This window comes from Pseudomonas sp. SBB6 (assembly GCF_024213215.1).
Taxonomy (GTDB): Bacteria; Pseudomonadota; Gammaproteobacteria; order Pseudomonadales; family Pseudomonadaceae; genus Aquipseudomonas; species Aquipseudomonas donghuensis.
On sequence record NZ_JANAVH010000002.1, the window covers coordinates 565651 to 577334 of the forward strand.

Consider the following 11684-nt stretch of genomic DNA (forward strand, 5'->3'; position numbering starts at 1 on the left):
TTACCCCATGAGCCTGCAACTGAGCTTTGCCCAGGCCAGCGCCAGCGGCCCCCGGGAGGAAAACCAGGACGCCCTGCGCCTGGTGACCCCCAACCCGGAACTGGCCGCCAGCAAAGGCTACCTGTTCGCCCTCGCCGACGGTGTCAGCCAGTGCGCCGATGGCGGCCTGGCGGCGCGGGCGAGCCTGCAGGCGCTGGCCCTGGACTACTACGCCACGCCGGCCACCTGGGGCGTGGCCCAGGCCCTGGACCGCCTGCTGCTGGCGCAAAACCGCTGGCTGCGCGCCAACGGCGGCGGCCAGCCGTTGCTGACCACCCTCAGCGCCCTGGTGCTGCGCGGGCGGCGTTTTACCCTGGCGCATGTCGGCGACTGCCGGATCTACCGCTGGGCTGCCGGGCAGCTGCAACGCATCAGCGAAGATCACGTCTGGGACCAACCGGGCATGCAGCACGTGCTCAAGCGCGCCCTGGGCCTGGACCAGCACCTGCAGGTCGATTACCTGGAAGGCGAGCTGCAGGCTGGCGAATGCTTCGTCCTGCTCAGCGACGGTGTCTGGGCCAGCCTCAGCGAAGCGCAGATCAGGGCCGTACTGCGCGAACAGATCGACCTGCAGGATGCCGCCCAGACCCTGGTGAGCTCAGCCCACCACAGCGGCAGCCAGGACAACGCCAGCGCGCTGCTGGTACGGGTCGAGCAACTGGGTGCCAGCAACCTTGGCGATTCCCTCGCGCAACTGCAACAGTGGCCGTTGCCGGTCGCCCTGCGCAGCGGGCAGTTGATTGACGGCTGGCGGGTCGAACAACAGTTGGGCCACAGCCGCCAATCCCTGCTGTACCGCGTACAGGACAATCAACAACAGGCATGGCTGCTGAAAACCCTGCCTGCCGAGCGCAAGGACGAACCCGGTGCGCAGCAAGCCCTGTTGCTCGAAGAATGGTTCATGCGCAGGGTGGCCGGGCGTTATTTCCCCGAAGTGCACCCGGCCAGCCAGCGCCAGCACCTGTACTACCTGATGCGCGAATACCCGGGCCAGACCCTGGCGCAGCTTTTCGCCCGCAGCGGCCCTTTGCCGCTGGCCCAATGGCAGTCACTGGCCCAGCAACTGCTGCAGGCGGTGGGCCTGCTGCACCGGCGCAATATCCTCCATCGGGACATCAAGCCGGAGAACCTGCACCTGGGCGATGACGGTCAACTGCGCCTGCTGGATTTCGGCCTGGCCTTCTGCCCCGGGCTCTCCGAAGACCGCGCCCATGAGCTGCCGGGCACGCCATCGTTCATTGCCCCCGAAGCCTTCGAAGGCACGCCGCCCAGCGCCCAGCAAGACCTGTACAGCGTTGGCGTGACGCTGTTCTACCTGCTCACCGGCCACTACCCCTATGGCGAAATCGAGGCTTTCCAGCGCCCGCGCTTCACCCAGGCGGGCAGCGCCGCACGTTATCGCCCAGACCTGCCCGAATGGCTCGAACACAACCTCGCCCAGGCGCTGGTGGCCGATCCCCAGCAACGCTTTGAAACCGCCGAGCAATGGCTGTTGCTGCTTGAACAAGGCGAACGCCAGCCGTTGAGTGTGCGCCCTCGGCCACTGCTTGAACGCGAACCGCTGAAGGTCTGGCGCGGCCTGGCGCTGCTGTCCTTGTTACTCAACCTGATCCTGCTGATCAGCCTGCTAAAAGGCTGACGGCACCCTTTGCCGATGAGGAATACTCTATGCATGCGAAAGTCTGGCTGATTGGTGCCGGCCCCGGTGATCCGGAGCTTTTGACCCTCAAGGCGGTACGCGCCCTGGCCGAAGCCGAAGTCGTGCTGATCGATGATTTGGTCAACCCGCAGATCCTTGAACACTGCCCGCAGGCGCGAGTAATTGCCGTGGGTAAACGCGGTGGTTGCCGCTCCACGCCGCAAGCCTTCATTCAGCGCCTGATGCTGCGTTACGCCCGCCAGGGCCGCTGCGTGGCCCGCCTCAAGGGCGGTGATCCGTGCATCTTTGGCCGCGGCGGCGAAGAGGCAGCCTGGCTGCAGGCCCATGGCATCGAAACCGAGCTGGTCAACGGCATTACCGCCGGCCTGGCTGGCGCGACCCAATGCGGCATCTCGCTGACCTTGCGCGGCGTCAGCCGTGGCGTGACCCTGGTCACCGCCCACACCCAGGATGACAGCCCGTTGAACTGGCAGGCGCTGGCCCAGGGCGGTACCACCCTGGTGGTGTACATGGGCGTGAGCAAACTGGAAGAGGTGCAGCAGGGCTTGCTGGCAGGTGGCCTGGCGGCGCAGACGCCGGTGGCCATGATCGAGAACGCCTCGCTACCCCAACAGCGCGAGCAACGCAGCAGCCTGGCGCAGCTGTGCCTGGATGCCGCCCGCTTCAAGCTGAGCAGCCCGGCGATCCTGGTGATCGGTGAGGTGGCTGCAGCGGACAGTGCAGCGCTGATGCAACTGACGGCCTGAATCGCAGGCAAAGAAAAGCCCGGCCTAGGCCGGGCTTTTCAGTAGGGCTTGGACCAATTACTTGGCTTGGGCTTCTACTTGTGCTTCTACGCGACGGTTAACAGCGCGACCAGCGTCGGTGGCGTTGTCAGCAACCGGACGGGTTTCACCGTAGCCAACCGATTCAACGCGGCCCGACTCAACACCGTACTCGTTGGTCAGAACCTGTTTAACGGCGTTTGCACGACGCTCGGACAGCTTCTGGTTGTAAGCGTCAGGACCGACGGAGTCAGTGTGACCTTCAACAGTGGTGGTGGTCTGTGGGTACTGCTTCATGAAGTCAGCCAGGTTCTTGATGTCGCCGTAGCTGTTTTGCTTCACAACCGACTTGTCGAAGTCGAACTTGACGTCCAGCTCAACACGTACGACTTCAGCAACAGCTGGGCAGCCGTCAGCGTCAACGGTAACGTTGGCAGGGGTGTCAGGGCACTTGTCGACGTTGTCGCAGACGCCATCGTTGTCGCTGTCGGAGCAGACTTCAGCAACTGGAGCAGGAGCGGCTTCAACCTTGCCACCACTACCACCGAAGTTCAGACCCAGACCAACGGTCGGACCCCACTCGGTGTTGCCGTTGTCGATGTTGTACATGGCTTCAACGCCGGCACGGGCGAAGAACATGTCGGTGATGTACCACTTGGCGCCAGCGCCCAGGTTGGCGAAGGTGGAGTGGTCACGACCGCTGCGCTCAGCCTGGCCCAGGCTCTCGTGAGCGAAACCAGCCGAAACGTACGGACGCAGAGCGTCGCCGACGGTACCGAAGTGGTAGGTCGCGTCCAGCTTGGTCTTGGAGCCTTTGATGTCTTTGTTGAAGACGTCGCCACGAGCGTTGTGAGTCTCGTTGTAGCCCAGGTCCAGGGACAGGTCGTCGGTCAGGAAGTAACCAAGGCGAACACCAGGATTGGTGCCAGTGTTCTTGAAATTGCGCTCGCTATCGTAGTATTGCTTGGTGACGTTGCCTTCAATTTCGACCGCGCCTTGGCCTTGTGCCAGAGCGCCGAAGGAAGTTGCGGCTACAAGAGAACCAATGGCCAAGCCCAAGGTGTTTTTCAATTTCATCCGTTAAATCCCCATCTGGTGATAGTTAAGCAGTCCCACCAACATCCGGGGGACAACTCGACGGCAAGTTTAGCAGAACTTGCCGGTACGTTAGAGATATTTGCGCGCCACTAAGTTTCAGTGAGGCCCGCAAATTTCTCACGTAGCTTGTCAAGCGCACGCTTGTACCGCATTTTCGTTGCGCTCAGGCCCATGTGCATGATATCGGCGATCTCCTGGAATTCCAGCTCTGCGACAAATCGTAGCACCAGAATCTCGCGGTCAATCGGATTGACATGCACTAGCCATTTGTCCAGCCCGCCTTTCTCTTCCGGTTTAGGCGCCTTCTCTTCCGAGGCTTCCTCGAGTGGATCAAGACTCAAGGCATCCATCAGTCGACGTTTGCGCCGCTCCTTGCGGTACTGGGTGATGCATTCGTTGTAGGTGATGCTGTAGAGCCATGTCTTGAACTTCGATTTGCCCTCGAAGTTCTTCAGCCCATAGAGCACCTTGAGCATCACCTCCTGACAGACATCGTCAGCGTCCCGATCGTTCCCTAAATAACGTGCACAAACGTTAAAAAGGGTCCGTTGGTAGCGGCGCATGAGCTCCTCATACGCGCGAGTAACATGAAACAGCTCCTCATGCGAACGCGCCACCAACTCCTCATCAGTGAGCTCGCGGGGGTCGTAACGCATGGGCAGCGAGTGAACTTTATTCAAAACGGATCTGGCCGACAGTCAGGTCAATGTCGCCGCATACCCCTGCCTGGGGCATTTTTGCGGCGGCATACATTAGCAGGATTTGCCCGGTTAGCGGCTATTGACTCGCTGTTCGAGCAGAATCCGGTTGGACAACGAGACCAGCTCGCCGTCGTCGGTCAGCAGGGTCGTCTTGACCGTGCCGATCTCCTCGATGTGCCCTTCGACCTCGCCAATCCGCACGTGTTGGCCCACTTGATACAGTTCACGCACGTAAATTCCAGCCAGAATCTGCCCGGCAATTTCCCGGCTGCCCAGGCCCATGGCCAGCGCCACGGCCAGACCAACGGTAATCAAACCGATGACAATCACGTGGTTGAGCAGGTCGGTCTTGACCTCGAGCTGGCTGATTGCCACCGAGATACTGATGATAATCACCAGGCCCTGGGCGATACGCCCAACACCTGCGGCATACTCCAGACCAATGCCTTCGGCGGCGCCGCGCACCAGGCCGTTGACCAATTGCGCCAGCAATACGCCCGCCAGCAGCACCAGCGCCGCGCCGAACACTTTCGGCAGGTACAGGGCAAGCATGTCGAGGGTCGCCGAGACGCGCTCAAGGCCAAGGGATTCAGCGGCCGAGACGAGGAAAATCAGCAGGACGAACCAGTAGACGATCTTGCCGATCAAGGTCGAGATCGGCACTTGAATGCCAACCCGGCTGAGCATCTTGGTCAGGCCGGTGCCGCCCATCAGGCGATCCAGGCCGAGCTTGGCCAGCAGTTTCGACAGCAAGGTGTCGAGCAGCTTGGCCACGACGAAACCGAGCAACACCACAACCAGGGCGCCGAACAGGTTGGGAATGAAGTTCGCCACTTTGGTCCACAATGCTGTCATGGCAGTGACCAGGCTCTGGGTCCAGAGATCAAGTTCCATATTCAATCGGCCTTATCAGCTTTACGAGCGGTAGCGTTTCGGCGCACCGGCGCAACATGCGCCGAGCCATTGTTCACGGCAATCATCAGCGCCTGGCTCCAACGGCCCAGCAGGCTGAACAGATCGCCCGCGCCAACCTGGCGGTTGGCGGTTTTCAAGACCCGGCCCAGGCAGGCATCGTCGTCGCGGTCCTGGCCGGACGGCGATGCCTTGAGCAGGTCTCGCAGGGATTCTTCAAACGGATCGTGCATAGGCACCTCGCGCAATATCTGTCAAAGACGAGGTCGCCACACAACGGGTCACATGAACCGGCCAGGCAGTTTGTGACTGCATGTTCACAAATTTCATCTTCACACCCAGCGCAGGCGGCGAAACAGCCACCATTGCCCCAGCGCCAGGGCCAGCACCAGCAAGCTGGCGAAGAGGAAGCCGTACGGGCTGTCGGAACCGGGAATACCGCCGACGTTGATGCCCAACAGCCCGGTCACGAAGCTCATGGGCAGGAAAATGCAGGTGATGATGCCAAAGCGGTACATGGTCCGGTTCATCCGCTCGCTGCGGCGCCGGTCTTCGCTTTCGAGCACCAGGGCGGCGCGTTCGCGGGTCAGTTCCAGCTCTTCCAGGTAGCGGGTCAGGCTGTTGTTGAGCTCGTTCCAGTAATCGGCGTCGTCGGCGGCGAACCAGGTCCACTTGTTGCGCGCCAATTGCGCGTAGATTTCCCGCTGCGGGTTGAGAAAACGCCGCAATCCGGCCGCGCGTCGGCGGATCTGCTGCAGGCTGCCCTGGTCCGGGGCATAGCGTTTGTCGACTTCAAGCTTCTCTTCTTCGCCATCGACCACTTCCGACAGGTCGCTGATCAGCGCCTGGACCTTTTCGGTCAACAGTTGCGCCATGCTCAGCAGTAGCTCCGAGGCGGTTTTCGGCCCACGACCCTCGGCCAGTTGCTGCAGCAGTTCATCACTGGCGCGCAACGGCCGCAGACGCAACGAGATCACCCGCTGGGCCTCGGCGAAGATGCGCACCGAGACCATGTCTTCAGGCTCGGCGCCGGGGTTGAGGTTGACCCCGCGCAAAAACAGCAGCATTTGCGCATCCGGCAATGGCAGCAGGCGCGGACGGGTGTTTTCCTCCAGCAGCAGATCGCAGGCAAACTCGTTCAGGCCGCTGTCGTGGCGCAACCAGGTGCGGGTCTGCGGGTGGCTGCGGTCCCAGTGCAGCCACAGGCTTTCCTGGGGCTGCAGGGCAAGGGCGTCCAGTTCAGTTCGGGCGATCGCACGGGCACCGCCTTTGCCATCCAGCACCAGGGCATGCACCAGCCCCCATTGCGCATTTTCTTCCTCGAACATCCCTACCCCACTGACCGGTTTCAGAGCTTTACTCAGGCATTTTCAACGGGCTTGGCGAGACGATCACGCCGTTGTTGTCGGCGTAGATGTATTCGCCCGGACGGAAGGTCACGCCGGCAAAGGTCACTGGCACGTTGAGTTCGCCAATGCCGCGGCGCACGGACTTCAGTGGGTGGCTGGCCAGGGCCTGCACGCCGACATCGGTTTGCGCCAGGACATCGACATCACGCACGCAGCCATAGATCACCAGGCCTTGCCAGTGATTCTTCGCCGCCTTTTCGGCCAGCATGTCGCCCAGCAAGGCATGGCGCAGCGAACCGCCGCCATCGACCACCAGCACCTTGCCGGTGCCATCGAGCTCGACCTGCTCTTTGACCCGCGAGTTGTCCTCGAAGCACTTGATGGTGACGATCTCACCCCCGAAGGAGTCGCGGCCACCGAAGTTGCTGAACATCGGCTCCAGCACCTGCACCAGTTCCGGGTAGGCGTCGCACAGATCGGGGGTGATGTAATGCATGGGAAACTCCTGTCGATTATCGAGACGATGAATGTCGCAGTTTCACTCAGTGAACGAGGCCCAGCGAGGCGGCTTTAGCCCCAAGGCTACACGTCACTGGCGGTGCGGTCACCTTGGTAGAGCAATCAGCGAACAGATGTTCGCTGAAAAACCCAAAAAATGACCAAAACCTTCACAATCGTCATATCTTAACGGGATCAGCCTGCCGGCGAAATGCCCTGCGCCGTCTCCGGCAGCAAAGCTGCCCGCGGATCCTGCAACCAGCGCTCGACCAATGGCCAGACCTGCGCCTGCGCCGGCTTGCTGACCAGCATGTCGACATGCCCGAAATTGTCGAAGCCCTCTTCGCGCCCCAGGCGGACAAACTGCTTGTGCTCACTGCCCAACTGCTCGAACAGCTTGCGGCAGGCCCACACCGGGTCCTGGTGATCCCCCGCGCCGGCCACCGCCAGCACCGGCACCTCGACCCCGGCAAGCCCCGCCCACCAGTCACGGTCCTTGTCGCCAAAGCGGCCAAACAGGCCGAACCAGCGCATGCTCTCCAGGGCCAGGCCAATGGGTTCGTCTTCCGGCCCACGCTTGAGCCGCGCGCCGGAAATCTGCGCAAAGCGCTTGAGCAGCAGACGCCCGCCCCACTCTACCGGCGGCAACTTCAGCGGCCAGTAAGTACGGCTGACCTGGGTGCCGAAAAACGCCACGCTGGCCACCTGTTCGGCCCCCAGGTACTGGCCGCCCAGCGCTGCCGCCAGGGTCGTACCACCGAGGGAATGACCGATCCAGTGCGCCGGCTGGCCGGCCTGCTCACAGACGAAGGCGGCAATCACCGGCAGGTCGTAACGGGCGTAGTCGGCCACGCGGTTGTGCCGGTAGTCATGGTTGCGCGGCGACAGCCCGTGGCCGCGCATCTCCGGGATCCACACATCGAAACCGGCGCGCGCCAGGTATGCGCCCAGGCCAATGCCCCGGGGCGAATACCAGAAGCGCCGGTTGGAAAAGCTGCCATGCAGCAAAACCACCGGGGTGCCACGCACCTCGGCTTGATCGGCCATGCCAAGACGGGTGAGCGCCAGCTCCACGGTGCGATCCGGGCTGTTACCGGCTTTGATCCGGTACACGTCCTCGCTCAGGTCGCCACGGCGCTCGGCACTGAGCAAGGCCACGGGAAAAAGGGTACTGCTGCTTTGCATAAGGTTCTTGCACAAAAAAGGGCGAGGTCCATCACTGGAACACGCCCTGGAATACGGTCGAAACCTTCACCGGCGTAACGGCCAGGTGAAGGTTCCGGTTCAGCGCATCAGTTCGCGGCCTGGCCTTCAGCCAGGAAGAACCAGGTCTCAAGGACCGAGTCCGGGTTCAGCGAGACGCTTTCGATGCCCTGTTCCATCAGCCACTTGGCCAGGTCCGGGTGATCGGATGGGCCCTGGCCGCAGATGCCGATGTACTTGCCCGCCTTGTTACAGGCCTGGATGGCGTTGGCCAGCAGCTTCTTCACCGCAGGATTTCGCTCATCGAACAGGTGCGCGATGATCCCCGAGTCGCGGTCCAGGCCCAGGGTCAGCTGGGTCAGGTCGTTGGAACCGATCGAGAAGCCGTCGAAGAACTCGAGGAACTCTTCGGCGAGGATGGCGTTGGACGGCAGTTCGCACATCATGATCACGCGCAGGCCGTTGTCGCCACGGGCCAGGCCGTTTTCGGCGAGCAGGTCGACGACCTGGCTGGCTTCGCCCAGGGTGCGCACGAACGGCACCATGATCTCGACGTTGGTCAGGCCCATCTCGTTGCGCACGCGCTTGAGGGCGCGGCACTCGAGCTCGAAGCAGTCACGGAAGGCTTCGCTGATGTAGCGCGAAGCACCGCGGAAGCCCAGCATCGGGTTTTCTTCTTCCGGCTCGTAGAGCTTGCCGCCGATCAGGTTGGCGTATTCGTTGGACTTGAAGTCCGACAGGCGCACGATGACCTTCTTCGGCCAGAACGCCGCAGCCAGGGTGCTGATGCCTTCGACCAGTTTCTCGACGTAGAAGCCGACCGGGTCGTTGTAGCCGGCAATGCGCTTGTCGACGCTCTCTTTCAGTTCGGCAGGCAGGCCGGCGTAGTTGAGCAGCGCCTTGGGGTGCACGCCGATCATGCGGTTGATGATGAATTCCAGGCGCGCCAGGCCGACACCGGCGTTGGGCAGCTGGGCAAAGTCAAAGGCGCGGTCCGGGTTACCGACGTTCATCATGATCTTGAACGGCAGCTCTGGCATGGCGTCGACGGAGTTCTTGCGCACGTCGAAGCCCAGCTCGCCTTCGAAGATCAAGCCGGTATCGCCTTCGGCGCAGGACACGGTCACGCCCTGGCCATCCTTGAGCAGCTGGGTGGCGTTGCCGCAACCGACAACCGCCGGAATACCCAGTTCACGGGCGATGATCGCCGCGTGGCAGGTACGCCCGCCACGGTTGGTAACGATGGCGCTGGCGCGCTTCATCACCGGTTCCCAGTCCGGGTCGGTCATGTCCGAAACCAGGACGTCGCCGGGCTGGACCTTGTCCATCTCCGAGACGTCCTTGATGATCCGCACCTTGCCGGCGCCGATGCGCTGGCCAATGGCACGGCCTTCGACCAGCACGGTGCCGGTTTCTTTCAGCAGGTAACGCTCCATGACGTTGGCCTGGGCGCGGCTCTTCACGGTTTCAGGGCGGGCCTGAACGATGTACAGCTTGCCGTCGTCACCGTCCTTGGCCCATTCGATGTCCATCGGGCACTTGTAGTGCTTCTCGATGATCATCGCCTGCTTGGCCAGCTCGCTGACTTCGGCGTCGGTCAGGCAGAAACGGGTGCGGTCAGCCTTGTCGACATCGACGGTCTTGACCGAGCGACCGGCCTTGGCTTCTTCGCCGTAGACCATCTTGATCGCCTTGCTGCCCAGGTTGCGACGCAGGATCGCCGGGCGGCCGGCTTCCAGGGTGCCTTTGTGCACGTAGAATTCGTCGGGGTTGACCGCACCCTGGACGACGGTTTCACCCAGGCCGTAGGCGCCGGTGATGAACACCACGTCACGAAAGCCCGACTCGGTGTCGAGGGTGAACATCACGCCGGCGGTGCCGGTTTCGGAGCGGACCATGCGCTGCACGCCAGCCGACAGGGCCACCAGCTTGTGGTCGAAGCCCTGGTGCACGCGGTAGGAAATGGCGCGGTCGTTGAACAGCGAGGCGAACACTTCCTTGGCGGCGCGGATGACGTTGTCGACGCCGCGGATGTTCAGGAAGGTTTCCTGCTGGCCGGCGAACGAGGCGTCCGGCAGGTCTTCGGCGGTGGCCGAGGAGCGCACGGCCACGGCCATGTTCGGGTTGCCCTGGGACATTTCGGCGAAGGCGCTGCGGATTTCGGCGTTCAGACGCTCGGGGAACTCGGCTTCCATGATCCACTGACGGATCTGCGCACCGGTCTTGGCCAGGGCGTTGACGTCGTCAACGTCCAGCGCATCGAGGGCGGCGTGGATCTGGGTGTTCAGGCCGCTCTGCTCGAGAAAGTCACGATACGCCTGAGCCGTAGTGGCAAAGCCGCCGGGGACCGAGACACCGGCGCCCGCGAGGTTACTGATCATCTCGCCGAGGGATGCGTTCTTGCCCCCCACATGCTCTACATCATGGACGCCGAGCTTATCGAGGGAAACTACGTACTCTACCAAGGTGATCTCTCCACTAACTGTGTTGGAAAAGCTCAGGTCGCCCGCCTGCCAGCTCTGGCTTGGCCGGGCGCTTGTGGCCTGGACCTGGAAAATAAGTGAGAATGCCGAACGCAGTGTTCGGTAAACCGAACCTATCATATCCAAGATTCGTCACCAGCTTAAGGCCCAAGGCGCAAATGAAACGATCTGCTTTCTTTATCTCCGATGGCACCGGCATTACCGCCGAGACGCTGGGACAAAGTCTTCTAGCGCAGTTCGATACCATTCCGTTCAATAAATTCACACGTCCGTACATCGACAGCGTAGAAAAAGCGCGTGCGATGGTACAACAAATCAATAGCGCCGCTGAAAAGGACGGTGTCCGTCCGATCATCTTCGACACCATCGTCAATCAGGATATCCGCGAGGTGCTGGCCACCTCCAACGGCTTCATGATCGACATCTTCTCGACCTTCCTGGCCCCGCTGGAGCAGGAACTGACTGCCCATTCCTCGTATTCGGTGGGCAAATCCCACTCGATCGGCGGCAACTCCAACTATATGGAACGCATCGAGGCGGTCAACTTCGCCCTCGACAACGACGACGGCGCGCGCACCCACTACTACGACAAGGCCGACCTGATCCTGGTCGGCGTGTCGCGTTGCGGCAAGACCCCGACCTGCCTGTACATGGCCATGCAATTCGGTATCCGCGCGGCCAACTACCCGCTGACCGAAGACGACATGGAGCGCCTGCAACTGCCCCAGGCCCTGAAGAACCACCAGCACAAGCTGTTCGGCCTGACCATCGACCCCGACCGCCTGACCGCCATCCGCCACGAGCGCAAGCCCAACAGCCGCTACGCAAGCTTTGCCCAGTGCGAGTTCGAGGTGCGCGAAGTGGAGAACCTGTTCCGCCGCGAGAACATTCCGCACATCAACTCCACGCATTTTTCCGTGGAAGAGATTTCGGCGAAGATTCTGGTCGAGAAAGGCGTCGAGCGCAGGTTCAAGTAA

At 62.0% G+C, this 11684-nt stretch carries 11 protein-coding genes; 3 read left to right on the top strand and 8 right to left on the bottom strand.

The features are described 5' to 3' along the window. The first annotated feature begins 7 nt into the window (after positions 1 to 7). Positions 8 to 1678 carry a bifunctional protein-serine/threonine kinase/phosphatase gene (locus tag NLX68_RS05865; protein WP_254283273.1) on the top strand — a complete coding sequence of 557 codons (1671 nt, stop codon included), beginning with the start codon at positions 8 to 10 and terminating at the stop codon, positions 1676 to 1678. A gap of 29 nt (positions 1679 to 1707) precedes the next feature. Continuing rightward, complete coding sequence (gene cobA / locus NLX68_RS05870) at positions 1708 to 2445, top strand: uroporphyrinogen-III C-methyltransferase (protein WP_115086027.1); 738 nt, start codon at positions 1708 to 1710, stop codon at positions 2443 to 2445. A gap of 57 nt (positions 2446 to 2502) precedes the next feature. Here cobA and NLX68_RS05875 read toward each other — a convergent pair whose 3' ends face one another. The 8 genes from NLX68_RS05875 to ppsA form a co-directional block, all read right to left on the bottom strand. Then, a complete protein-coding gene (locus NLX68_RS05875; RefSeq protein WP_254283274.1) occupies positions 2503 to 3540 on the bottom strand; it encodes an OmpA family protein in 1038 nt (345 codons plus the stop codon). A 110-nt stretch (positions 3541 to 3650) separates the two neighbouring features. Next, complete coding sequence (gene sigX, locus NLX68_RS05880) at positions 3651 to 4241, bottom strand: RNA polymerase sigma factor SigX (RefSeq protein ID WP_026001337.1); 591 nt, start codon at positions 4239 to 4241, stop codon at positions 3651 to 3653. Between the two features lie 90 nt (positions 4242 to 4331). Continuing rightward, entirely contained in the window at positions 4332 to 5156 is an 825-nt protein-coding gene (locus tag NLX68_RS05885) for a mechanosensitive ion channel domain-containing protein (RefSeq protein ID WP_010223316.1), read from the bottom strand. A 2-nt stretch (positions 5157 to 5158) separates the two neighbouring features. Then, positions 5159 to 5407, bottom strand: a complete 249-nt coding sequence (locus tag NLX68_RS05890; RefSeq protein WP_010223315.1) for a hypothetical protein — start codon at positions 5405 to 5407, stop codon at positions 5159 to 5161. A 99-nt stretch (positions 5408 to 5506) separates the two neighbouring features. Next, positions 5507 to 6502, bottom strand: a complete 996-nt coding sequence (locus NLX68_RS05895) for a zinc transporter ZntB (protein WP_010223314.1) — start codon at positions 6500 to 6502, stop codon at positions 5507 to 5509. Between the two features lie 28 nt (positions 6503 to 6530). Beyond that, positions 6531 to 7019, bottom strand: a complete 489-nt coding sequence (gene rraA, locus NLX68_RS05900) for a ribonuclease E activity regulator RraA (RefSeq protein ID WP_036996437.1) — start codon at positions 7017 to 7019, stop codon at positions 6531 to 6533. A gap of 197 nt (positions 7020 to 7216) precedes the next feature. Continuing rightward, on the bottom strand, positions 7217 to 8206 hold the full coding sequence (locus NLX68_RS05905; protein WP_254283275.1) for an alpha/beta fold hydrolase: 990 nt from the start codon (positions 8204 to 8206) through the stop codon (positions 7217 to 7219). Positions 8207 to 8313: 107 nt separating this feature from the next. Beyond that, a complete protein-coding gene (gene ppsA / locus NLX68_RS05910; RefSeq protein WP_254283276.1) occupies positions 8314 to 10689 on the bottom strand; it encodes a phosphoenolpyruvate synthase in 2376 nt (791 codons plus the stop codon). A gap of 176 nt (positions 10690 to 10865) precedes the next feature. On the opposite strand from ppsA, the gene NLX68_RS05915 reads away from it, so the two are divergent. Beyond that, positions 10866 to 11684, top strand: coding sequence for a pyruvate, water dikinase regulatory protein (locus tag NLX68_RS05915; protein ID WP_254283277.1), 819 nt, complete (start codon positions 10866 to 10868; stop codon positions 11682 to 11684).

What these genes read in the sequence shown, in the direction of transcription:
- NLX68_RS05865 (WP_254283273.1), top strand. Translation starts at nt 8, where the DNA reads ATGAGCCTGCAACTGAGCTTTGCCCAGGCCAGCGCCAGCGGCCCCCGG.
- cobA (WP_115086027.1), top strand. Translation starts at nt 1,708, where the DNA reads ATGCATGCGAAAGTCTGGCTGATTGGTGCCGGCCCCGGTGATCCGGAG.
- NLX68_RS05875 (WP_254283274.1), bottom strand. Translation starts at nt 3,540, where the DNA reads ATGAAATTGAAAAACACCTTGGGCTTGGCCATTGGTTCTCTTGTAGCC.
- NLX68_RS05885 (WP_010223316.1), bottom strand. Translation starts at nt 5,156, where the DNA reads ATGGAACTTGATCTCTGGACCCAGAGCCTGGTCACTGCCATGACAGCA.
- NLX68_RS05890 (WP_010223315.1), bottom strand. Translation starts at nt 5,407, where the DNA reads ATGCACGATCCGTTTGAAGAATCCCTGCGAGACCTGCTCAAGGCATCG.
- NLX68_RS05895 (WP_010223314.1), bottom strand. Translation starts at nt 6,502, where the DNA reads ATGTTCGAGGAAGAAAATGCGCAATGGGGGCTGGTGCATGCCCTGGTG.
- rraA (WP_036996437.1), bottom strand. Translation starts at nt 7,019, where the DNA reads ATGCATTACATCACCCCCGATCTGTGCGACGCCTACCCGGAACTGGTG.
- NLX68_RS05905 (WP_254283275.1), bottom strand. Translation starts at nt 8,206, where the DNA reads ATGCAAAGCAGCAGTACCCTTTTTCCCGTGGCCTTGCTCAGTGCCGAG.
- NLX68_RS05915 (WP_254283277.1), top strand. Translation starts at nt 10,866, where the DNA reads ATGAAACGATCTGCTTTCTTTATCTCCGATGGCACCGGCATTACCGCC.